Origin of the sequence: Pseudomonas frederiksbergensis (assembly GCF_003732275.1) — a bacterium.
Lineage (GTDB): Bacteria > Pseudomonadota > Gammaproteobacteria > Pseudomonadales > Pseudomonadaceae > Aquipseudomonas > Aquipseudomonas frederiksbergensis_H.
In genome coordinates, this window is sequence record NZ_MOBM01000038.1 from 952,107 (window position 1) to 975,402 (window position 23,296).

21 protein-coding genes are annotated in these 23,296 nt (G+C 59.6%); 8 read left to right on the forward strand and 13 right to left on the reverse strand.

Translation table 11 applies throughout. The features are described 5' to 3' along the window. The first annotated feature begins 259 nt into the window (after positions 1-259). Together BK662_RS23810 and BK662_RS23815 are read left to right on the forward strand one after the other, a co-directional pair. Positions 260-1,756 carry a helix-turn-helix transcriptional regulator gene (locus tag BK662_RS23810; RefSeq protein ID WP_123359723.1) on the forward strand — a complete coding sequence of 499 codons (1,497 nt, stop codon included), beginning with the start codon at positions 260-262 and terminating at the stop codon, positions 1,754-1,756. A 193-nt stretch (positions 1,757-1,949) separates the two neighbouring features. Further along, the gene (locus BK662_RS23815) at positions 1,950-2,198 is read left to right on the forward strand and encodes a DUF1652 domain-containing protein (protein WP_123359722.1); all 249 of its coding nucleotides are present in this window, start codon (positions 1,950-1,952) and stop codon (positions 2,196-2,198) included. Positions 2,199-2,737: 539 nt separating this feature from the next. On the opposite strand, the gene BK662_RS23820 is transcribed toward BK662_RS23815, so the two are convergent. The 4 genes from BK662_RS23820 to BK662_RS23840 form a co-directional block, all read right to left on the reverse strand. Next, complete coding sequence (locus BK662_RS23820; RefSeq protein ID WP_123359721.1) at positions 2,738-3,853, reverse strand: Gfo/Idh/MocA family protein; 1,116 nt, start codon at positions 3,851-3,853, stop codon at positions 2,738-2,740. Between the two features lie 294 nt (positions 3,854-4,147). After that, on the reverse strand, positions 4,148-4,915 hold the full coding sequence (locus BK662_RS23825) for an SDR family oxidoreductase (RefSeq protein WP_123359720.1): 768 nt from the start codon (positions 4,913-4,915) through the stop codon (positions 4,148-4,150). 38 nt (positions 4,916-4,953) lie between these two features. After that, the gene (locus tag BK662_RS23830) at positions 4,954-6,021 is read right to left on the reverse strand and encodes a phosphotransferase family protein (protein WP_123359719.1); all 1,068 of its coding nucleotides are present in this window, start codon (positions 6,019-6,021) and stop codon (positions 4,954-4,956) included. Between the two features lie 477 nt (positions 6,022-6,498). After that, a complete protein-coding gene (locus tag BK662_RS23840) occupies positions 6,499-7,470 on the reverse strand; it encodes a 2-hydroxyacid dehydrogenase (protein WP_123359718.1) in 972 nt (323 codons plus the stop codon). Positions 7,471-7,819: 349 nt separating this feature from the next. On the opposite strand from BK662_RS23840, the gene BK662_RS23845 reads away from it, so the two are divergent. After that, positions 7,820-9,100, forward strand: coding sequence for a serine/threonine transporter (locus BK662_RS23845; RefSeq protein ID WP_123359717.1), 1,281 nt, complete (start codon positions 7,820-7,822; stop codon positions 9,098-9,100). Between the two features lie 217 nt (positions 9,101-9,317). Here the strand turns inward: BK662_RS23845 and acnB are convergent, their stop codons facing one another. Further along, a complete protein-coding gene (gene acnB, locus BK662_RS23850; protein ID WP_032835413.1) occupies positions 9,318-11,918 on the reverse strand; it encodes a bifunctional aconitate hydratase 2/2-methylisocitrate dehydratase in 2,601 nt (866 codons plus the stop codon). 510 nt (positions 11,919-12,428) lie between these two features. On the opposite strand from acnB, the gene BK662_RS23855 reads away from it, so the two are divergent. Next, on the forward strand, positions 12,429-12,899 hold the full coding sequence (locus BK662_RS23855) for a DUF1289 domain-containing protein (RefSeq protein WP_030130429.1): 471 nt from the start codon (positions 12,429-12,431) through the stop codon (positions 12,897-12,899). 104 nt (positions 12,900-13,003) lie between these two features. Here BK662_RS23855 and uspL read toward each other — a convergent pair whose 3' ends face one another. Continuing rightward, on the reverse strand, positions 13,004-13,867 hold the full coding sequence (gene uspL, locus BK662_RS23860) for a universal stress protein UspL (protein WP_123359716.1): 864 nt from the start codon (positions 13,865-13,867) through the stop codon (positions 13,004-13,006). A gap of 161 nt (positions 13,868-14,028) precedes the next feature. On the opposite strand from uspL, the gene BK662_RS23865 reads away from it, so the two are divergent. From BK662_RS23865 to BK662_RS23875, 3 genes are all read left to right on the forward strand, one after another. Continuing rightward, on the forward strand, positions 14,029-14,637 hold the full coding sequence (locus BK662_RS23865; protein ID WP_123359715.1) for a MiaE family protein: 609 nt from the start codon (positions 14,029-14,031) through the stop codon (positions 14,635-14,637). A 165-nt stretch (positions 14,638-14,802) separates the two neighbouring features. Then, positions 14,803-15,507 (forward strand): response regulator, encoded by a 705-nt coding sequence (locus BK662_RS23870; protein ID WP_123359936.1) that lies wholly within the window; start codon positions 14,803-14,805, stop codon positions 15,505-15,507. After that, a complete protein-coding gene (locus BK662_RS23875; protein WP_123359714.1) occupies positions 15,508-16,794 on the forward strand; it encodes an ATP-binding protein in 1,287 nt (428 codons plus the stop codon). It begins immediately after the preceding gene. Positions 16,795-16,913: 119 nt separating this feature from the next. On the opposite strand, the gene BK662_RS23880 is transcribed toward BK662_RS23875, so the two are convergent. The 5 genes from BK662_RS23880 to BK662_RS23900 form a co-directional block, all read right to left on the reverse strand. Beyond that, positions 16,914-17,702 (reverse strand): MipA/OmpV family protein, encoded by a 789-nt coding sequence (locus tag BK662_RS23880; protein ID WP_123359713.1) that lies wholly within the window; start codon positions 17,700-17,702, stop codon positions 16,914-16,916. Between the two features lie 101 nt (positions 17,703-17,803). Further along, a complete protein-coding gene (locus tag BK662_RS23885) occupies positions 17,804-18,292 on the reverse strand; it encodes a GFA family protein (RefSeq protein ID WP_123359712.1) in 489 nt (162 codons plus the stop codon). Between the two features lie 197 nt (positions 18,293-18,489). After that, entirely contained in the window at positions 18,490-19,107 is a 618-nt protein-coding gene (locus BK662_RS23890) for a DNA-3-methyladenine glycosylase family protein (protein WP_123359711.1), read from the reverse strand. 74 nt (positions 19,108-19,181) lie between these two features. Then, positions 19,182-19,994 carry an isocitrate lyase/PEP mutase family protein gene (locus BK662_RS23895; protein WP_123359710.1) on the reverse strand — a complete coding sequence of 271 codons (813 nt, stop codon included), beginning with the start codon at positions 19,992-19,994 and terminating at the stop codon, positions 19,182-19,184. 45 nt (positions 19,995-20,039) lie between these two features. Then, positions 20,040-21,122, reverse strand: coding sequence for a bifunctional transcriptional activator/DNA repair enzyme AdaA (locus BK662_RS23900; RefSeq protein WP_123359709.1), 1,083 nt, complete (start codon positions 21,120-21,122; stop codon positions 20,040-20,042). A 126-nt stretch (positions 21,123-21,248) separates the two neighbouring features. On the opposite strand from BK662_RS23900, the gene BK662_RS23905 reads away from it, so the two are divergent. Further along, positions 21,249-21,662: a VOC family protein gene (locus tag BK662_RS23905; RefSeq protein ID WP_123359708.1), complete on the forward strand. Its 414-nt coding sequence runs from the start codon at positions 21,249-21,251 to the stop codon at positions 21,660-21,662. A 3-nt stretch (positions 21,663-21,665) separates the two neighbouring features. Here BK662_RS23905 and BK662_RS23910 read toward each other — a convergent pair whose 3' ends face one another. Next, entirely contained in the window at positions 21,666-22,286 is a 621-nt protein-coding gene (locus tag BK662_RS23910) for a LysE family translocator (protein ID WP_123359707.1), read from the reverse strand. Positions 22,287-22,575: 289 nt separating this feature from the next. Then, entirely contained in the window at positions 22,576-22,938 is a 363-nt protein-coding gene (locus tag BK662_RS23915; protein ID WP_123359706.1) for a DUF6124 family protein, read from the reverse strand. Positions 22,939-23,296 lie beyond the last annotated feature (358 nt).

Sequence of the window (23,296 nt, forward strand, 5' to 3'; positions counted from 1 at the left end):
CACCGCCGCCGTATGGCGAGGGAGCTTGCTCCCGTTCGGCTTCGTAGCGGTCGTAAACCAACTAACGCGCAGTACCTGAAACAACGCGGTGACAGGATTTGGGACCGCTTCGCGCTCCAGCGGGAGCAAGCTCCCTCGCCACAAAGGTTGTGTTGGCAATTGGAGGAGGTGGCAGTGCTATCTGCACTATCGCAAACGCTGGCGGTCGTAATCTTCACAGGGTCGCGCGTAACTGCGCCGCCGCAATCGTGGAGTTCCAATGAGCCAGGACGTCCTGACCACCGAAACCAATCGCCGCCAGTTGCAGCAGATCATCGCCGGACTGTCCGATGGGGTGATTCTGCTGGAGCTCGACCAGACCATTCTCTGGGCCAATGACGCCGCGCTGGCCATGCACGGTGTCAATCGGATTGGTGAGCTGGGCGCCAATGCCAGGGAGTACGCGAAGCGGTTTGCCTTGCGCTATCGCAACAATCATCCGGTAGCGACGGAGAATTATCCGATCAGCCGCGTGGCCCGCGGCGAGATGTTCAGTGATGTTCTTGTTGAATTGACGCCAGTCGAAAACAAAGAGCGCACCTGGGTTCATAGCGTGCGCAGCATGGTGCTGGCCGACCGCGCCGGCGAGCCGGAGTCGTTGGTGCTGATCATGAACGACGTCACCGAATGGGCCAGCGCCGAGCAGCGTTTCGAAAAGACCTTCAATGCCAACCCGGCCCCGGCGGTGATCTGTCGCCTCAGCGATTTGCGCTTCATCAAAGTCAATCAGGGCTTCCTGGAAATGACCGGTTATGCCCGCGATCAGGTGATCGGCGCTTCGACCTATGAGCTGGATGTACTGGAGCGCGCTGAAAACAAGGAACTGGCCAAGCAGCGTTTGCGTGACGGGGCAACCATTCCGCAGATGCAGGCCGAACTGCAATTGCCCGACGGTGGCAGCAAACAGGTGATCGTTGCCGGGCAACCGCTGGAGCTCAACGACGAAGCTTGCATGCTGTTTTCCTTCGTCGACATGGAGCTGCGGCACAAGGCCGAAATTGCCCTGCGCCAGAGCGAGGAACGGTTCGCCAAAGCCTTTCGCCTCACCCCGGTGCCGATCCTGGTGTGCAGCGCCGACGATCAAGTGGTGATGGACGTCAACGAAGCCTTTCTCGATACCCTCGCGTGCCCCAGTGAAGAGGTGCTCGGCAAGACCGTGGCGCAACTCGGATTCATCGACGATGCGGGCACTCGCACGCGACTGTTTGCGGCCCTGGAGAAAACCGGGCGCGTGGATCGCGTCGATGTCAGGGTACGCTGCAAGGATGCCGGGCTGATCGATTGCGCCGTCTCGGCGGACACCGTGAACATTCAGGACGGCACTTGTTATCTGCTGGTGTTGATGGACATCACGGAGCGTAAACGCACCGAGCTGGAGTTGGTGTCGGCGATTGAAGAGGTGATGAAAGATGCCTCCTGGTTCAGCCGCACGCTGATCGAGAAACTGGCTAATGTGAAGAACGTCAATTTGCCGCAATTGCCCAGTGTGTCGTTCACCGACCTGACCGCCCGGGAGCGTGATGTGCTCGGCTTGATCTGTGAAGGCCTCGCCGACAAGGAAATCGCCGCGCGCCTGAAACTGGCGCCCAATACGGTGCGTAATCATGTCTCGACGGTGTATTCCAAGCTCGACGTGCATAGCCGCAGTGAGGCGATTGTATGGGCCCGCGAACGGGGTCTGTTCTCCAGCGAGAGGCGGCCCAAGGGGCAACGTTAAGATGCAAATGCACTAGTTGGGATGGTGCAATTTGATGTTCTGCCAAGGGGCTGGTTTTTCTAGGCTGTAAGGGTGCGATACGTGACTTCGGGTCGGTATCGGGTCCTCTTCGATGCAGCTAAAGGAACAGCCACATGGGTGCGAACAGATCAAGCGTGGGGTCGATTTTGCGTCGTCGCCAAGGTGAATCGGGATGATTCATCTGGCGCAATTGCGTATGCAACTGGAGCGGAATTTTTCACCGTTGGCCTGTGAGTGTGCGCTCACGGGGGATAATTCGTTGACGGTGAAGCTTTATCACCCGGCGACGGGGCAGGTGGATCTGGTGGTCAGTGGGTTGAGCATGGCGATGCTCAGGACGCCAGAGGCAATGGCGGCGTTGATTGAAGAGTTGCGGTACGAGCTTGAGAGCATTGGCCTGCATCGGTCCAGTGCTTTGTAGGCGCTGGCTTTTCTCTCGCAGATATCCCCCGATCCACTGTGGGAGCGGGCTTGCTCGCGAAGACGACCTTATAACCTATAAATCCCCCTCTGATGTACGCCGTTCAAACTGTGGGAGCGAGCCTGCTCGCGATTTTCTGGCATTGGCGGGTGGCTGGGCTATAAGGAATGCGAGGTATTTCTTTTCTGTGACGGGGCCGCGGGTGTGCGGTGTGGTTTTTGTGTCGCGGAAAATGTCGATTACTTACCGCGGGTCAGCCTATGAACAGTTTTGGGATACGTATTTTTTCGCCATTGTCGCTCGTACTCTGCGCGGCGATTCTGGGTGGTTGCGCCAGTCCGCCGCCTCCACCACCCGCTGCGCCGCCACCGCCACCGGTTCGAACCTGTCAGACCTCCGAAAACACCGATGTGCAGGGTGATATGAGGGTTGAAGGGCAGGTGACCCGGACCACGACCCTGACCCGTTGCGTCACTCAGTAAGCCGGGTCAGGTGTACCGGCGCGATGTGCGACCGGCGGGTGTGGCCTGAGTGGCGGGTCAGACTTCCTCGATCCTGACCCACCGCGACGCTTGTGCCGCCAAACGAATTGCCGTCGCCAGGCGTTCGACTTCCCATGCCTGTTCGAAATCTGTCCCGTCCTGACCGAGACCGGCCAGCGCCATCACCAACTCATGCACTTCAAGGGTCTTGAGTTCGTTGTAACCCAACTGATGCCCCGGTGCCGGGCTGAAGGCGGCATAACCCGGTAAATCCGGCCCGGCCAGCAGCCGTTGGAAACCGCCTTGCCCTGCGCGATACAGCCGCAGTTCATTCAAGCGTTCCTGATCGAACGCCAAGGTGCCTAGGGTGCCGCTGATTTCAAAACTCAGGTGATTCTTGTAACCGTGTTTGAGCCAGCTGCTGCTGAACGTCCCGCGCGCGCCGTTGGCGAACCGCAGCAACGCGTGGACCTGATCGTCGACCGCGACCTCGCGCCGTTCCTGACCGCCCAACGTAACGGGGCGTTGCGCATGTACGGTCTGGGTGTCCGCGCACACCGCCTCGATATCGCCCAGCAGATGACGAGCCATGGCCAGCAAGTGACTGCCCAGGTCCGCCAAGGCACCGCCGGCGTAATCGGCGTCGCAGCGCCAGGACCAGGGTGAAACAGGGTCGGCCATGAAGTCTTCGCTGAATTCGCCCTGGAAACTGATGATCTGCCCCAGCGATCCGTTTTGAATCAGATCGCGAGCCAGGCCGATGATCGGGTTGTGTTGATAGTTGTAACCGACCCGCGTCACCACACCCGCTGCTTTGGCGGCCAGACGCATGGCACTGGCCTGTTCGAGATTCACGGCCAAGGGCTTCTCGCAGTACACCGGTTTGCCGCCTGCTAGGGCGGCCATGGCCATGGGGTAGTGCAGATGATTAGGAGTAGTGATGGCGATCAGGTTGACCTTGGGGTCATTGATCAGCTGTTGCCAGTCGCTGTGAGCCGCATCGAAGCCCCAGGCGTCGGCGCAGTGGCGCGCACGTTGCGGGTCGGCGTCGGCGAGGGCGGCGAGTTTGAGCTTCAGCGGCAATTCAAAAACGGCGCTGACGTTGCGAAAGGCCAAGGCGTGGGCACGGCCCATGAAACCTGTGCCGATAAGTCCGATACCGAGTTCGCGCATAGCCAAGGTCCTTTGGTTTTTATTTTCAGGAGGGTTATTTATGGAATAAATATTCCCAATATGCAAATGGTGGAATAAATATTCTTATGTTTGGATTCGATACTTCCTGTGAAAACGCCGATCCCACTGTAGGAGCTGCCGAAGGCTGCGATCTTTTTGACCTTTAACGATTCAACTGACGCCATAGATCAAAAGATCGCAGCCTTCGGCAGCTCCTACACGGGGACGGTGTACATACGCAGGACACAAAAAAGGCAGCCTTTTGGCTGCCTTCAGTTTATTCGCAGAACCAAATCAGGACAGAAAACCACCATCCACATTCAACGAAACCCCAGTCGTGTAGCTCGACGCATCACTCGCCAGATACAACACCGCACCGGCCATTTCACTCGGATCCGCCACACGCTTGAGCGGAATCTGCTGCAGCGCCGTTTGCAATATGGCGTCGTTCTTCACCAGCGCCGAAGCAAACTTGGTGTCGGTCAGACCCGGTAGCAGGGCGTTGCAGCGAATGCCGAATTGCGCGCATTCCTTGGCGAAGACTTTGGTCATGTTGATCACCGCGGCCTTGGTCACCGAGTAGATGCCCTGGAAGATCCCCGGCGAAATACCATTGATCGAGGCGACGTTGATGATGCTGCCGCCGCCGTGTTCGCGCATCAGCTTGCCGGCTTCCACCGACATGAAGAAATAGCCGCGAATGTTCACGTCGACGGTTTTCTGGAATGCGCTGAGGTCGGTGTCCAGGACGTTGCAGAACTGCGGGTTGGTCGCGGCGTTGTTGACCAGAATGTCCAGGCGCCCGAACTGTTCGCGGATGCCGGCGAAGACTTGGGTGATCTGCTCCATCTCACCAATGTGGCAGGCGATGGCGGTGGCCTTGCCGCCGGCGGCGATGATGGCGTCGGCGACGTGCTGGCAACCATCGAGTTTGCGGCTCGAGACGATCACGTGGGCGCCTTGCTGCGCCAGCAGTCTGGCAATGGCTTCACCGATGCCGCGGCTGGCGCCGGAGACGAAAGCGATCTTGCCGTCGAGGTCGAACAACTGAGTCTTGGACATGATTTTTCCTTGTTTTTGGGCCCGATCAGCGGCCGTGATCAGAGGCTGGATTTCGAGATGACTTGCAGGCTCATCTGCTCCAGCAGTTTGTTCATGTGAATGAACTGCGCGAAGCGTTTGTCCTGGGTCTGACCATGGAAGAAGCGGTAGTAGATCTGCTGCACGATGCCGGCCAGACGGAACAGGCCGTAGGTGTAGTAGAAGTCGAAGTTGTCGATCTGGATGCCGGCGCGCTCGGCGTAGTAATCGACAAACTCACGGCGGGTCAGCATGCCGGGAGCGTGGCTTGGCTGGCGGCGCATTAATTGCACCGGCGCCGGGTCGTCGGCTTCGATCCAGTAGGCGAGGGTATTGCCCAGATCCATCAGCGGGTCGCCAAGGGTGGTCAGCTCCCAATCGAGCACGCCGATGATCTGCATCGGGTTCTCGGGGTCGAGGATCACGTTGTCGAAGCGGTAATCGTTATGGACGATGCTCGAGGTCGGGTGATCGGCCGGCATCTTGTCGTTGAGCCAGGCCTTGACCGCTTCCCACTTCGGCGCATCCGGGGTCAGGGCTTTTTCGTAGCGCTCGCTCCAGCCTTTGATTTGCCGCGCGACATAACCTTCGGGTTTGCCAAGGTCGCCCAGGCCATAGGCCTTGTAGTCGACCTGGTGCAGTTCCACGAATTTGTCGATGAAGCTTTTGCACAGGGCTTCGGTCTTGGCTGAATCAAGACCCAGTTCCGGCGGCAGTTCGGAGCGCAGGATGATGCCCTTGACCCGCTCCATCACATAAAACTCGGCGCCGATCACCGATTCGTCAGTGCAATGCACGTAGGCTTTGGGGCAATAGGGAAAGCCGTCCCGCAGCTGATTGAGTATGCGGAATTCGCGGCCCATGTCGTGGGCGGACTTGGCCTTGTGACCGAACGGTGGCCGACGCAGGACGAATTCCTGTTCGGGGTATTCCAGCAGGTAAGTCAGGTTCGACGCACCGCCCGGAAACTGGCTGATTTTCGGCAAGCCACTCAGGCCCGGAATGTGCGCCTTGAGGTAAGGATCGATCAGGCTGGCATCGAGTTCTTCGCCGGAGCGTATACGGGTGGACTGGTCAGTAAGCGCCATGCTTATCCCTTCTGCTTATTTTGGAGGCCAGACATCATTGGCTAATCTAATGGTGCGCCGGGGGGGCCACAAGCGCGGCACGGTCTTATAGGTTAGCGTGTTGCCGGATAATCAGCGTTCCTGATGTGCGAGCGCAGGCTCGGCGGACGAATGTCGGCCAGCATCGATAATGAATGTGCCGACGTCATCGCGAGCAGGCTCGCTCCCACAGGGATCTCGGTTGAGCGCGGTATTTATGTACGACGGAGATCCAAAAGGTGGGAGCGAGCCTGCTCGCGATGAGGCGATCTCAGTCAATACAAGGCTTTAAGCTCCGGCAGCATCGGTCGAGCGCCAAACCAACCCCGGCGCCTGTCGATACGCTCATGGTGGCGGCATCGACCCCGGCCGCCAGGCCGCCAGTCATCCCGGCACCCCAGTACTCAGCGAACCCGCGAATAGTGAAGAAGCGTACCGATAACTGCTATTGGGCGTCCTTTAGTGATTGTGCCGGGTGGCTGCCGTCGGCGGCGGTAAAGCAATGGGGGTCAGTACCGGTTGACCGGAAAAAAACGCCGTCAGGTTTTTGCCGACCAGTTCCACGGTGCCTTGGGTGGCCTCCGGGGACAATCCGGCGACATGCGGGGTCAGAATCACGTTGGCCAGTCCCTTGAGGGCGTCCGGCACCTGGGGTTCGTTATCGAAGACATCCAGCGCGGCGCCAGCGATCCGTCGTTGTTCCAGCGCGCTGATCAGGTCTGCCGTGATGATCACACTGGCCCGGGCAATGTTGACGATAAATCCGTTGGGCCCTAAAGCATCCAGTACCTGCCTGTTGATCAAGTGTTGGGTGCCGAGCCCGCCGGGTGCGGCAACTATCAGAAAATCCGAATGGCGCGCCAGTTCAGTCGGCGTCGAGCAGAAACTGTAGGGCACATCGCTGCGATGCTGGCGATTGTGGTAACTCACGCTCATGTCGAAGCCGTTGGCGGCACGTTTGGCGATAGCGATGCCGACGGCCCCAAGGCCGAGGATGCCCAGGTGTTTGCCAGCCAGGGAAGGGCGCATGATTTTCGGCCACTCGCCCCGACGCACGGCAGCATCGGCCCGAGGAATATCCCGCACCAGTGCCAGCAGCAACGCCATGGCGTGGTCGGCGACGGAAGAGGCATTGACGCCGGCCCCGTTGGTGACGGTGATGCCGCGGTCGGCGGCGGCTTGCAGGTCGACATGTTCGTAGCCGGCGCCGATCACGCAGATGATCTTGAGGTTGGGCAGGGCGGCAATTTCATTGGCGTACAGGCCCAATGGACCGCGCGTCAGCACTGCATCGATCTGACTGCCCTGTCGGGCAATGGCGGCGGCACGCTCGGCCGGGGTCGGGGCCAGAATCAGATGAAACCCCTGATGTTCGAGAATCGGCAGGTATTCATTAATGGTTTCAACCAGTACCAGAACAGTTGCGGTCATGCTGGGCTCCTGCGGGCAGCGGAATGTCGGGGGCTCGAACGTCGCTTCAGATTGCTGACCTCAGAGCGATTTGGCAATGGCCAGGGTTTTGGCTCCCGGTGGCGGAGCTGGCGAAGCCTGCGATCCTTCTAATGACAACACTAGATCAGTGCGAGGCAGATGGAGAGGATTTGTCCGCTCGCTCCTACGGGAGAATCTGATCCGCATAACCATTCCTCACCTAAGCCTTTGCTTCTGTTGATTAATCCCGGACAATCGCGCCCCTGTTTCGGCCAGGGCGCTGCCTGTCGGGTTTTTCCGACTCGTCCTGACCGGGTGGCAAGTGACCGGAAAGCGGAGATCCGACCCGATGAATGATCAGGCCAATAGCGTCGACGAACGCTATGTAGCGGCAACACCAGCGAGCCTAGAAAGCTGGAATCGCCATGACACCACCTGGATGCTGGGCCTGTTTGGCACGGCAATCGGGGCCGGTACCCTGTTTTTGCCGATCAACGCGGGGCTGGGCGGTTTCTGGCCGCTGCTGATCCTGGCAGTGCTGGCGTTCCCCATGACGTTTTACGCACACCGTGGCCTGACCCGCTTTGTGTTGTCCGGCCGTGAAGGCGCCGACATCACCGAAGTGGTGGAAGAACACTTCGGCATCAAGGCCGGTGCGTTGATCACATTGCTGTATTTCTTCGCGATCTTCCCGATCCTGCTGATCTACAGCGTAGCCCTGACCAACACCGTGGGCAGTTTCCTCGAACATCAACTGCACATCATGCCGCCACCTCGCGCCGTGCTGTCGTTCGTGCTGATTCTTGGCCTGTTGGCAGTGGTGCGTTGCGGTGAGCAGGCGATCGTCAAGGCGATGAGCCTGATGGTGTATCCGTTCATCGTCGCGCTAATGTTCCTGGCGGTATTCCTGGTTCCGCACTGGAATGGCGGCATCCTCAGCACTGCGACCACGCTGCCTGAGTCGTCGGCGCTGCTGCACACCCTGTGGCTGGCGATTCCAGTGATGGTGTTCTCGTTCAATCACTCGCCGATCATCTCGGCGTTCGCAGTGGACCAGAAGCGTCGCTACGGCGCGCATGCCGAAGAGCGCAGCTCGCAGATCCTGTCACGCGCCCACATCTTGATGGTGGTGATGGTGCTGTTCTTCGTCTTCAGCTGCGTGCTGACCCTGTCGCCGGCGCAACTGGCGGAAGCCAAGGCGCAAAACCTGTCGATCCTGTCGTACCTGGCCAACCACTTCAGCAACCCGACCATCGCCTTCGCGGCGCCGTTGATTGCCTTCGTGGCCATTTCCAAGTCGTTCCTGGGCCACTATATCGGCGCCAGCGAAGGCTTGAAGGGCCTGATCGTCAAGAGCGGCAAACGCCCGGCACCGAAGACGCTGGACCGCATGACCGCGGCATTCATGCTGGTGGTCTGCTGGATCGTTGCCACGCTGAACCCGAGCATTCTCGGCATGATCGAAACCCTCGGTGGCCCGATCATCGCCGCGATCCTGTTCCTGATGCCGATGTACGCGATCCGCAAGGTTCCGGCCATGGCGCGCTTTCGTGGTCAAGCCTCTAACGTCTTCGTGACGGCGGTGGGCCTGGTAGCAATTTCGGCGTTGATCTACTCGCTGACCGTCTGAATTTGAGTGACCACTGACGTTTCTGCGGGCCTGTGAGTCCGCTATCGCGAGCAGGCTCGCTCCCACAGGTTCTGCACCGTTTCTGTGGGAGCGAGCCTGCTCGCGATGGGGGCGCCTCGTTCTTCAGGTGAGCCAGGCAGTGAGTCCCACATTTCTTCAGGCATAAAAAAACGCCGCTCATCTCACGATGGGCGGCGTTTTTTATGGCGTTGTAACGTTAGGCTTGAACGACCGGGATGTTGGCGTTCGCAGCAGCTTCACGGAACTCGGCGATCTGGTCGAAGGACAGGTAGCGGTAAACATCGGCCGCCATGCTGTCGATCTTGCCAGCGTATTCCATGTACTCCTCGACGGTCGGCAGGCGACCCAGGATGGACGCAACGGACGCCAGCTCGGCCGAAGCCAGGTAGACGTTCGCGCCGTCACCCAGACGGTTCGGGAAGTTACGGGTCGACGTCGACACCACAGTCGAGTTCGGCTCTACACGTGCCTGGTTGCCCATGCACAGCGAGCAGCCTGGCATTTCCATGCGTGCGCCGGCCTTGCCGTAGATGCCGTAGTAGCCTTCTTCGGTCAGCTGGTGAGCGTCCATTTTGGTCGGCGGCGACAGCCACAGACGGGTTGGCAGCTGACCCTTGACCTGTTCCAGCAACTTGCCGGCAGCGCGGAAGTGACCGATGTTGGTCATGCACGAACCGATGAACACTTCGTCGATCTTCTCGCCAGCAACGCTGGACAGCAGACGGGCGTCGTCCGGATCGTTTGGCGCGCAGAGCACAGGCTCTTTGATGTCGGCCAGGTCGATTTCGATGACTTCAGCGTATTCGGCGTCAGCGTCGGCAACCATCAACTCAGGGTTGGCGATCCAGGCTTCCATCGCTTGAGCACGACGTTCCAGGGTACGCACATCACCGTAGCCTTCACCGATCATCCAGCGCAGCAGGGTGATGTTCGATTGCAGGTATTCGGTGATCGACTCTTTCGACAGCTTGATGGTGCAACCGGCAGCCGAACGTTCGGCCGAGGCGTCGGACAGCTCGAAAGCCTGTTCGATGCTCAGGTTGTCCAGGCCTTCGATTTCCAGGATTCGGCCGGAGAAGGCGTTCTTCTTGCCTTTCTTCTCGACGGTCAGCAGGCCAGCCTGAATTGCGAAGTAAGGAATGGCGTGAACCAGGTCACGCAGGGTGACGCCCGGTTGCATCTCGCCTTTGAAACGCACCAGGATCGATTCCGGCATGTCCAGCGGCATCACGCCAGTGGCAGCGGCGAATGCGACCAGACCGGAACCGGCCGGGAACGAAATGCCCATCGGGAAACGGGTGTGCGAGTCACCACCGGTGCCGACGGTGTCCGGCAGCAGCATGCGGTTCAGCCAGCTGTGGATGATGCCGTCGCCCGGACGCAGGGAAACGCCGCCGCGGGTCATGATGAAGTCAGGCAGGGTGTGGTGGGTGGTCACGTCGATCGGCTTTGGATAAGCCGCGGTGTGGCAGAACGACTGCATCACCAGATCAGCGGAGAAGCCCAGGCACGCCAGGTCTTTCAGTTCGTCACGGGTCATTGGACCGGTGGTGTCCTGAGAACCCACGGTGGTCATCTTCGGTTCGCAGTAGGTGCCTGGACGCACACCGGCTACGCCGCACGCCTTGCCGACCATTTTCTGCGCCAGGGTGAAACCCTTGGTGCTTTCGATCGGGGCATCCGGTTTCTTGAACAGGTCGAACGCTGGCAGACCCAGTTCGGCGCGAGCCTTATCGGTCAGGCCACGGCCGATGATCAGCGGAATACGACCGCCGGCACGGACTTCGTCCAACAGCACAGGGGTCTTCATTTCGAAGGTGGTGATGACTTCGTCGGTACCGTGCTTGCAGACTTTGCCAGCGTGCGGGTACAGATCGATCACGTCGCCCATGTTGATGTTGGTTACGTCGAATTCGATTGGCAGTGCGCCGGCATCTTCCATGGTGTTGTAGAAGATCGGAGCGATCTTGCTGCCGAAGCAGAAGCCGCCAGCACGCTTGTTCGGCACGAAAGGCACGTCGTCGCCGAAGAACCACAGCACCGAGTTGGTGGCCGATTTACGCGACGAACCGGTACCGACCACGTCACCGACGTAGGCGATCGGGAAGCCGCTGTTGCGCATTTCTTCGATCTGCTTCATCGGACCGATGGAGCCTTGTACGTCCGGCACGATGCCGTCGCGAGCCATTTTCAGCATGGCCAGGGCGTGCAGCGGGATGTCCGGGCGGGACCAGGCATCAGGAGCAGGGGACAGGTCGTCGGTGTTGGTTTCGCCAGTCACCTTGAACACGCGCAGGCTGATCTTGTCGGCCAGCACAGGGCGGTTCTTGAACCACTCGCCGTCGGCCCAGGATTGCAGAACGCCTTTGGCGTGAACGTTGCCGTTCTTGGCACGTTCAGCCACGTCGTGGAAGGCGTCGAACATCAGCAGGGTGTGCTTGAGCTCTTCGGCGGCTACTGGTGCCAGTTCGGCGTCGTCCAGCAGATTGACCAGCGTCACGATGTTGTAGCCACCCTGCATGGTGCCGAGCAGTTCAACAGCGCGTTTCTTGTCGATCAGAGGGGATTTGGCTTCGCCTTTGGCGAGGGCAGAGAGGAAACCGGCCTTTACATAGGCCGCTTCGTCCACGCCTGGCGGAACGCGATTGGTGATCAGGTCAACGAGGAAGGCTTCTTCGCCAGCCGGGGGATTCTTCAGCAGCTCGACCAGGCCTGCAGTTTGTTCGGCGTTAAGCGGCTGGGGAACGATACCCAGTGCTGCACGCTCTTCGATATGTTTGCGGTAGGCTTCAAGCACAGTTATTACCCTCATCAGTGGTCCCAAATGGGTGTCCGGGACGCTCATCCCGAAATTGCCGTACTCATGCGCTGCGTGGCGTTGTGGGCCGCTTAGCCAGAATTACCGGCAATTCCTTACAGAAGCTGCTTTCAAAGTTTTACGCCTGCAGAACGGGGAGCTGATGAGGGTTGGCGTCAGGTTTTTCACCGCTGAAAAACCCTTCGCCAACACCGCTCTGAAGGAACGACTGTGCTCGTGACGCTTTGAAAACAGCTTCTAACGGACATTGGCGCCTTAAAAGGCTGGCTGATTCTACGGCAAAAAAAAATTAAAGGTAAGTCAGGGTCTATTGGACTTTGGTGGTGAGCTGCGTTGCTGGGCCAACGTGTGCGGGGCAAGGCGCGGGCATCCGTCGCGGCCGTCACCAAAGTCCAACAGACCCTGAGGCCCCAAACTTTGAGGGGTGATGAATGTTAGACAAAGGGCTAACATGCCGACCTGTTCTGCTTTCCCGTGTTTTGCCTACCTATGCCCAATCAGACCATCAAGACCCCCTGCGTCGGCCTCTGCTCCACTGTTTACGGTGATCTGGTGTGCCGTGGCTGCAAGCGTTTCCACCATGAAGTGATTCACTGGAACGGTTACAACGAGGAAGAAAAACGCGCGGTGTGGCTGCGTCTTGAGCAATTGTTGTCGCAGGTGATGGCCAGCAAGATAGAGATTTTCGATCCCGCGTTGCTGCGTCTGCAGCTGGAGCAGCGCAAGATTCGTTTTGTGCCGCATCAGTCGGAATATTGCTGGGCTTATCAGCTGATCGCCCGGGGCGCGCGGGTCATCAATAATCTGGAAGCCTACGGGATGGTGCTGCTGCCGGAGTTCCGCGACTGGAACCTCCCGGAATTGCGCGATGCCATTGATCGGGAATTTTTCCTGCTGTCTGAGGCGCATTACCAGCGCTACATTGCGCCGGGGTTTCTCAAGGATGCGTTCGGCGGTTAAGAGCATCGCGAGCAGGCTCGCTCCCACAGGGGATTTGTGAGCGCCACAGATCCAATGTGGGAGCGAGCCTGCTCGCGATGGCGTCCTGCCGGGCACCGCAGATTTCAATGCTGGGTCACGATCTCTTCCAGATGATCCATGACCGTATCCGGCTTGAGCACCAGCACATCGCTTTCCAGCGCATCCAGCACCACTTCCGCCGTATTACCGATCAACGCCCCGGACAACCCGGTCCGAGCCACGGTGCCGATCACCGTCACCGATGCCCCCAATTTATGGGCCATATACGGAATCAACACATCCGCCGGACCTTCCTCGATGTGCAGATGGTCATCATCAATGTCGAACTCGGCCTGGAACGCCTTGCACTGCTCGCGGTAACTGGCCTCGATGGTTTCTTTTAGCTGAAACGTCGGGTCGGCCGCCGACAGCATCGGCGATGGATGGGCGCTGATCACGTGCAAATGGGCTTTGGCCAGGCTGGAGATATCGTAGCCATGATCAATGATGCTGGCGTGCAAGGTGCGGTGTTCGCCGTCGATGTTGCCGACATCGATAGCCGCCAGGATCACGCCGCCGGTCCAGGGCTTGGCGGTTTTCACCAGCAGCACCGGAGTAGGGCAGTAGCGCAGCAGTTTCCAGTCCGCCGGGGTCAGCAGGGCTTTTTTCAGCGGGCTGTCAGCGAAATGCTGCTTGATCACCAGCCCGCAGCCTTCGGCTTGCTGCACATCGACGATGGTTTCGTGCAGGCTTTCGTTCCAGGCCTGTTCGGTGGTGACGCTGTAACCGTCCTCCAGCAGGGCCGCCTTGAGCACACCCAGCATGCCAGCGTGGTCATGCTTTTTGTCGCAGACCAACAGGTGCAAATGGGCCTGGGTCACGCCGGCGATCAGTTTGGCCCGTTTGAGCGCCAGGCTCTCCGAGTGCTCGGGTTCGATGACCACCAGAATGCTGCGAATGGCTTGCATGATCGGAATCTCCCTGGAAGGTAAAAACACTGCGTTGGACAACTATAGTTGCTGGTCGGCATTCGGCGACTTGATGCATATCAACGGTTGGCGGCTGGTGGTCTGTCGGCAGGCCGGTATAATCGGCGCCCTTCGTTCTGTACCTTTTATCCGTGAGCCCCATGATCCTTCCCGAAATTCACGAATTCCTTGGCTGCCGCACGCCCGCTGGCTGGGTCCAGGCCGCGCTGGCCGATCAGGAAACCCTGCTGATCGACCACAAAAACTGCGAATTCAAGGCGGCCAGCACGGCGTTGAGCCTGATTGCCAAATACCACTCCCACGTCGATCTGATCAACCTGATGTCGCGTCTGGCCCGGGAAGAGCTGGTGCATCACGAGCAGGTCATGCGCCTGATGAAAAAGCGCAAGATCGAGCTGCGTCAGCTGTCCGCCGGGCGTTACGCCTCGGGGCTGCGCAAAGTGGTGCGCAGCCACGAGCCGGTGAAGCTGGTGGATACGCTGGTGGTCGGCGCCTTCATCGAAGCCCGCAGTTGCGAGCGTTTCGAGGCGTTGGTGCCGCATCTGGATGAAGAACTGGGCAAGTTCTACTTCGGTCTGCTGAAAAGCGAGGCGCGGCATTTCCAGGGTTACCTGAAACTGGCCTATCAGTACGGTGACGCCAAGGACATCGCCCAGGTGATCGAGAAGGTTCGTGACGCCGAGCAGGCGTTGATCGAGTCGCCGGATGTGGAGTTTCGCTTTCACAGTGGTGTGCCGGTAGCGGCGTGATAAAGGCTGCGATCTTTGACCCTGTTTGTAAAAAACTCTTAAAAGAATGAAACATCGCCAAAAACCGGCCCCCGTGGCCGGTTTTTGCTGCTTGCGATAACCGTCCCGAACGCGATTGGCGCCATAATGCCGGCCACTTCATTCAAGGGTTGGCAAACGGTCGTTATGGATAACCTGGGTTTTGGCAAAGTACTGCTGGTGGAAGACGACGAAAAGCTTGCCGGGCTGATCGCGCATTTCCTGTCCCAACACGGCTTCGAGGTCCGACAGGTGCATCGCGGTGATCTCGCGTTGGCCGCTTTCCTCGACTTCACACCGAAAATCGTGGTGCTCGACCTGATGCTGCCGGGCCAGAGTGGCCTGCACGTGTGCCGCGAAATCCGCAGCGTATCCGACACGCCGATCGTCATTCTTACCGCCAAGGAAGACGACCTCGATCACATCCTCGGCCTGGAATCCGGTGCCGACGACTACGTGATCAAACCGATCAAACCACCGGTGCTGCTGGCACGTTTGCGCGCCTTGCAACGCCGTCAGATGCCAGACAGCAGCGTGTGCAGTTCGTTGGAATTTGGTCATCTGAGCATCGACCGCAGCTGCCGCGAAGTGCGATTGGCGGGTGAGGGCATTGAACTCACCACCATGGAATTCGAACTGCTATGGTTGCTGGCCAGCGCCGCCGGCAAGACTCTGTCCCGCGACGACATTCTCAACATGCGCGGTATCGCCTTCGACGGCCTAAACCGCAGCGTCGACGTCTACATCAGTAAATTGCGCGGCAAGCTCAAGGACAACCCGCGCGAGCCGGTGTGCATCAAGACAGTCTGGGGCAAGGGTTACCTGTTCAATCCGTTTGCGTGGGAGCTGTAAATGCTGCGGTTGTTTTTGGGGCTGTTTCTGGTGATGACGGTTGGCCTGGTACTGGGCCTGCAAACCGTCGAGCGCACGTTCGATGCGCTTCTCGACGGTCAGATGCAGAGCTACAACCGAGAGGCGGGGCGGGGCCAGGCCTGGTCGCTGGCCGAGCAGTTGCGCGGCCTGGACAGTTCGGCCCGGGAGCGCCAACTGGAAGCCGTGCGCCCCCATTACGGCTTGGGCCTGACTCTGGTCGAGTCCGATCAACTGTCCCTGACCGATGAGGAAAAAGCCGAGTTGGCCCAGGGCCTGCTGGTGATTCGCGACAAGTACACGCAATTCATCTCGCGCATTGACGACGGCTCGCAGCTGCTCAGCATCAAACTGCCGGCCGAGCCGAGCCTGATGTCGTTTTACATTGCCGCGGCCTATCTGATGATCGCGGTGATGATCGGTTTCGTGTTGTTATTCTGGGTGCGCCCGCACTGGCGCGACCTGGAAAAACTGCGCCTGGCCGCCGAGCGATTCGGCGATAACGACCTGTCGTCCCGCATCCAGTTGTCCAAGCGTTCGAACATTCGCGATCTGGCCGAACACTTCAACCTGATGGCAGCACGCATCGAAGGCCTGATCGCCAATCAGCGCGAGCTGACCAACGCGGTGTCCCATGAACTGCGCACGCCGATTGCGCGGTTGTCGTTTGAACTTGATCAGCTCAAGCAACAATCCGATCCGACCCAGAATCTCGAACTGATTGCCGACATGTACGCCGACCTCGGCGAGCTGGAAGAGATGGTTTCCGAGCTTCTGACGTACGCCAGCCTTGAGCGCGGCGCCACGGTGATCACGCGGGAAAATATTCAGGCCAGCAACTGGCTCGACAGCGTAGTTGGCAGCGTGGCGCTGGAGGCTGAGGCTGCCAGGGTGCAGCTGTTGATTGTCGAATGTCAGGTCGACGAAGTTCGTATCGAACCGCGTTTCATGGCCCGCGCGGTGATCAACTTGCTGCGCAATGCCATTCGCTATGCCGAGGAGCGGGTGGAAGTGTCGTTGGTGCGCACCGGTGATCATTACGAAGTGCGGGTCAACGACGACGGGCCGGGCGTGCCGCTGGACGGGCGGGAGAAAATCTTCGAGCCGTTCTCGCGCCTGGACGCCAGCCGCGACCGCCGCACCGGTGGGTTTGGCTTGGGGCTGGCGCTGGTGCGACGGGTGTCGCAATCCCATGGCGGGCAAGTGGAAGTGACGGATTCGCCGTGGGGCGGGGCGTCGTTTCGCATGACCTGGGCGCACCTGGATTAGCTGTGTTGTTCTTGCGTACGCCTTCGCGGGCAAGCCTCGCTCCTACCGCATTCGCGAACGCCGCAAATCCTGTAGGAGCGAGGCTTGCCCGCGAAGAGGCCATCTGCAACACCGCATCATCAAAAGCTGTACACCACCTGCCCAACCAACGACGTCTGCATCCGGCGCTCCACAATCGGGCTGTCCGCCGCATCATTGGCCAGGTACTGAACGGCGAGCACCGTTGAAACACTCCACTGATCATTGATCGGCAGCGACCAGGTCAAATCCGCCCCGCGACTCACCAGCCCACCGTGTGTGTCATAGGCCCGAAACTGACTGCGCGATGCCTGCGCTGCGCTGACGCCATACCAGGTGCGCACGTAGTTGCTGTCGCCGAACTGACTGTTGAGGCTGCCCACGAGCTTGCCATGATCACCGTCATAAAGCGGTGCGCTGATGCTCAGCTTCAGTCGGTTCCAGGCCGAGCCGGTGTCGTGATCGTCATCATCCTTTTCCAGTGCATGTTCGAAAGTGGCGCCGAGGATGATCGGCCCCATCTGGTAGGTTCCGTCCAGCCCCAGTACTGGCCGCGACTTGATCGAGCCCATGCCATTGAGCTCATCCGAGCCTTTGAAACCGGTCTTGCGATCCTTGCGCACATCACTGGCGCCGATGTACACGCTCAAACCGAAGTCGTCTTCGTCAAACGCCCAGCCCAGCCCCTTATCGGTGTCGAGAAACAACCCATAAGGGCTGGTGATTTTTGCCCCCAACAGCGGTGCCACTGCGCGTTCGTCACTGCCGCTGTAACGCGGCACGCTGGCGGCACCGGCTCGCAAGCTGTAGCGCCAGTCTTCGGCGTGCAATGAGTCGGAAGAGATGAGCAGGCAGCATGAAGTCAACGGCAGACACAACGAACGGAACATGGGAGCACCCGAAGGGAGGTTGGATGCGCCCATGCTAAGCGGGTGCCGGCCGGCAATCTTTGAGAGCTTTGTCGGGAAACTGTCAAAGACTGTGAACGGGCTTAGCGGCTCAAACCCAGGCGCTCATGCCATTGGGCGATGGACTCTTCGGGGTAGACGTCGAACTGCTGGTCGCCCGGATGCGCCTCGACTTCCACCCACGGCGCCTTGGAGCCGAGCATCAGGTGCGTATGTTCCGGTGGTACCGGCAACGGAGTGTCGATGGCCGAGGCAAACGGATGAATCAACTCCGGCCATTCAGGGCTGAACAGCCATAATCCCGAGCCGCAAAGAGAGCAGAAATGCCGCTCGGCGGTGCTGCGGCGGGCGCGTTTGTCACCTTCGTCCTTGAGCCGCGCATGGTAAATCGAGATGTGCTTGCGACCATGCACCTTGAGGCTGTCGGCATCGCCGCCCAGGTTGATCGCATAGCCGCCACCGCCCTGGGTCTTGCGACAGATCGAGCAATAGCAGCGCTGATAAGGGTAGGGGTGGGCGCTGGTCAGGCTGAACGACACTGCGCCGCAATGGCAGGAACCTTCGAGCTGCATGGGAACCTCCGACGGGTCTTGGGATGGCTCAAGACAGCCTAGACCGTCAGGGTTTCCGGGCAGTTGAATTTGTGCTGGATGTGCGGGCGCTATCGCGAGCAGGCTCGCTCCCACAGGGAATTTCTGTGAACACATTATGTGTGAACACTGAAGATCAAATGTGGGAGCGAGCCTGCTCGCGATGAAGATAACGCGGTCTATCGGCTAGGCACCCGCCACAAGTACCACGCCGCCACCGTCCGATAGGGGCTCCACGCCAGCCCGATTTCAATCATCTGCTTACGAGTCGGCTGTACCTCTAGCCCCTTCAGCCGCCGATAACCCTCACGCACGCCAAAGTCATCGGCCGGTAAGATGTCCGGCCGCTCCAGGCTGTAGATCAGCAGCATTTCCACCGTCCAGCGACCCACCCCGCGCAAGGTAATCAAGCGCTTGATCAACGCTTCATCGTCCATCGCCAAGGCCGTGGCGTAATCCGGCACCACGCCGTCCAGAGCCGCTTGAGCGATGCCCTGAATGGTCGTGATCTTGCTGGCGGAAAACCCGCAACCGCGCATCTGTTCGAAGTCTGTCGCCAGAATCTGCTCAGGTCTGGGGAAGGTGCTTGCCGGAAACAACGCCAGCAGCCGGCCGACAATCGCATCGCCGGCCTTGGCATGCAGTTGCTGATAGGCAATCGCCCGCACCAGCGACTCATAAGGATCGCGAGCCGCATGGGGCTGATGCAGGCAGGGGCCGATGGCGCTGATGTGGCGTTGCCAGTCGGCATCGAGGGCAGAGAGAAATTCGCTGGCCAGTTGATAGGTGTCGGGCATGGAGCGTCCTGAAGCGCGGGTGACTGCGGGAAGATTAGTCGTCCCCCCGCAGCGCCGCACTCTATTGCTTGCGGTCAAACTTTGCCGGTGGGGGCCAGCAGGGCGTTCACTTGGCCATAAGTGAAGGCCTTGAGGTCACTGCTATCGAGTTTTCCGGTCTCCAGAAAGCTTTTGGCTACCGACGCCATGGCGCCGTAGAGGAATTCGGCGATGCTCGAACCTGCGCTCAAACGGCGCACGCCGAGGGCTTGCAGTTCTTCCGGCGAAGGCAGGCCCGCGAAACCGAGCACGTTCACCGGCAGCGTCGTGCCACGGCATAGCGCTTCGATCTCATACGCCGCCGTGACGCCCGCCGCGAACAGCCCGTCGGCACCGGCGGCTTGATACAACGCGGCACGCTTGAGTGTCTCTGCGACGCGATCTTCGGCAGATACCAAGCCCCTGAGGTACACGTCGGTCCGGGCGTTGATGAACAACTTCACGTCCCGGCGATTGGCGACCTGGCGAGCGATTTCGATCTTGCGCGCCAGCAGCTCGGGCGGCGAAGCACCGTCCTCGATATTGATCCCCACGGCACCGGCAGCGATGACGGCGTCGATCACTTCTGCGACCCGACCCAGGTCATCGGAATAACCGGCCTCAATGTCCACGGTCAACGGCACCGTGATGACTCGGGCGATGGATTCAACGGTGGACACGAGACGTTCAAGCGGCAAGGTGTTGCCATCCGGGTAACCGTGAACCCAAGCCACCGCCGCGCTGCTGGTGGCGACGGCCTTGCTGCCCAGCTGTTCCACCAGTCGCGCCCCGGTGGCGTCGGCGACGTTGGTCAGAATCAGCAGGCCGCTCTGGTGCAGTTGGTGGAATTGTTTGTCGAGTATGTCCATCGAATGTCCTTCCTTATGACTGTCTGAAAAGAAACGGCGGAGTGATCAGAACGCGAGTTGTTGGGTGATTTGCACTGCGGCGTTTTCCAGCCTGAGCAGAAACGCCTTGCGCGGTTGTCCTCCACCATAGCCGGTCAACGAGCCGTCTGCACCGATCACCCGGTGACAGGGCAGGATAATCGCCAGACGGTTTTGTCCGTTAGCCAGGCCCACGGCGCGACTGGCGCCGGGTTTGCCCAGTTGCGCGGCGATCGCGCCATAAGTAGTGGTCTGGCCGTAGGGGATTTTCGTCAGTTCGGCCCACACCTGCCGGGCGAAATCGCTGCCGGGCAAGTGCAGTGGCACGTTGAATTCGGTCCGTTTGCCTGCGAAGTATTGCGCCAGTTCTTCTTCGATCTTCTGCAAATGCCCGTTATGCCCGGGGGCCACGGCGTAGCCATAACGGTTCTGCAGTTCTTCGATTTCCTTGGTCAGTGCCGGTCGATCGAGAAACTCCAGCAGTACCAACCCACGCTGTTCGGCCATGGCGATCATCGGCCCCAGCGGTGTGATCAGTCGAGTGAACAGCAGTGGCTCGCTGTGGGCGGCGCGGCCGGGCGTGATGTGGAACGACTTTTGAAACGCATCGCGAAAACCGCTCAGGGATTCGTAGCCGGAGTCGAACGCGGCGTTGTCGATGGATTCGCCCTGTTTGATGCCACCGAGAGCAATGCCCAGGCGCCGGCTGCGCAGCCAGGCGTGAAAGGTCATGCCGAAATGCTGCTTGAACCAGCGACGCAGTTTCAGCGGCTCGATGCCCTCGGCGAGCAACTGGGCATCGGTCCAGCGCAGGTCGGGGTCGGCGTCCACGGATTTGAGCAGCCGCTGCACCCAGTCCGGCGCGATGGCCGCGGCGTCCAGCGGCTTGCAACGCAGGCAGGCCCGATAGCCCGCCAACATCGCCTCATCGGCATGGGCGAAGAACTCGACGTTTTCCGGCTTCGGTTTACGCGCCGTACAGCCGGGGCGGCAGAAAATGCCAGTGGTTTTGACCGCGGTAAAGAACACCCCCTCGTAGGCGGTGTCGCGTTCGAGCATGGCGCGAACCATCTCGGCGTGGGGCGGAAGCACAGCGTTTTGTAGGTTCATGGGCTGAGCATATGCCGCGTCGCCCGGCGCCTCCACCGGAAAATCGACAGTGAATTTTTGTAGCCCTGAGCTACAGTCATCGGGTCACCGATAATCCTGTAAACGATATTTTCAGGAATCCTTCTAATGCAACCGTTCATGATCAAACACATCGATCACATCGTCCTGCGCGTCAAGGATCTCGAACGAAGCATCACTTTTTACGGCGAGGTATTCGGCGCCGAACTGGTCAAGCGCCGTGACGATTTGGGCCTGGTGCATTTACGTGCGGGCACCTCGATGATCGACCTCGTCGACATCCAGGGTGAACTCGGCCGCAAGGGCGGTGCTGCCGCAGGCAACGAACGGCGCAACGTCGATCACTTCTGCCTGCGCATTGAACCGTTCGACGAGGAAGCGCTGGTCAGTCACTTGCAGTCCTTCGGCCTGACACCCGAGAAAGCCGCAGTGCGTTTCGGCGCCGAAGGCCATGGGCTGTCGATCTATTGCTTCGACCCGGATGGCAATCAGGTTGAACTGAAAGGGCCGTCTCAAGGGTAAAGATCAGGCCCGTTTCGCCATCAACAACACCGAAGCCGCTGCCGACAACAATCCCGCGCAGCAACGGTTGAATATCCGCTTGCCCCGTGGTTCGGCGAACCAGCGGCGCATGTGCAGGCCCATGTAGGCGTAGGCGCTGATGGCGATCCATTCCAGCATCAGGAACAACGCGCCGAGCACGACGAATTGCGCGGCAATCGGTCGAGTCGGGTCGACGAACTGCGGCAGGAACGCGGTGAATAGCAAAATAGCCTTGGGATTACCCGCCGCCACCAGAAATTCCTGCCGCGCCAGAGCGACAATGCCAATTGGCGCACCGTTCACAACCTGCTCGGCCTCGGGGTGGGCGCGCCACAGTTGCCACGCCAGGTACAGCAGATAAGCGGCGCCAATGATTTTGATCGCGTAGAACAGCCATTCCGAGGTTTGCAGCACCACCGACAACCCGGCGGCGGCCAGGGCAATCATTCCGGCAAACGCCAGCAAGCGTCCGACGCCGGCCACGCAGGCGCGACGATAGCCATAACGGGTAGCGTTGCTGACCGACAGCAGATTGTTCGGGCCGGGGGCCATGTTCAGGGCGAAGCAGGCCGGGAGAAACAGGGTGAGGGTGGCGAGGTCCACGACGACGGCTCCAGTAACGTGAGCCGTATTTTTATCATGAGTGACGAGTGGGCCGGCCCATACAGCGGTGAGCGCAAATCGCCGTACACTTGTGCCGGGTTGGTCAAGGCAAATGCCAGTTGGTTAGCGCAATCCCTGTGGGAGCGGGCTTGCTCGCGAAAGCGGTGTGTCAGGCAACATTAATGTTGGCAGATACTCCCCCTTCGCGAGCAAGCCCGCTCCCACAGGTTCTGCGCCTTAACTGACTGGCATTGCCTGGTTAAGGCCGTTTTTTCAACGGACGAAGCGACTAATTCTGCGGATCGATATTGTCCAGCGCCCGGTTCACCGCCAGCTCGCCCAGCATGATGTTCTGCTGAATCCCCAGCATGGTGTTGCGATGCGGGTTTTCCAGAAGGTTTGCAAAATCACTGAGCATGACACTGGCTGATGCGAGTGATTCGCAGGCATGGGCCAGCAAGCTTTCGGTATCCATGTCGGGGGCGACGATGAACATTCTGCTGGGTTTACGGGCAGCAGCGGGTTCTTTGGGGGGCTTGAGGTAATGATCGAGCGCGCGTTCCGCCGCGTCGTGGAGCTTTTTTGAGTCGATGGATTCGTAGGGGGAAACGTCGTCGTCGGTTTCCGGTGGATTCGGTGTGATCTTGAACATTGGCTCTAACCTCTATATGAGTGAGGCTGCAACCAGTTCGCGACTAAACGAATAGGAGGCAGCTGTGCGCAGGTTAGTCGACCGATGAGCCAAGAAATCGGCGCGCCGAAGCGCCCTGCGCACAGCCACCATCAAGTGCAGGGATGGGATACCTGACTGATAGAAGCATGTGCATCTTGACATCAGCGGGCGACTAAACCCGACCACTGATAGGCAGTGGCAGGGAAACGATAGAGGCCAGGGCCAAGGCGCACAAGCCGGCGGATTCTGGCGTAGTCGTAGGCAATGACGCAAGACGCTGTAGCTTTCAGGAAGTAACGCGCAGCCACATTAAACAAGCTCCCCTAAACACCCGAAA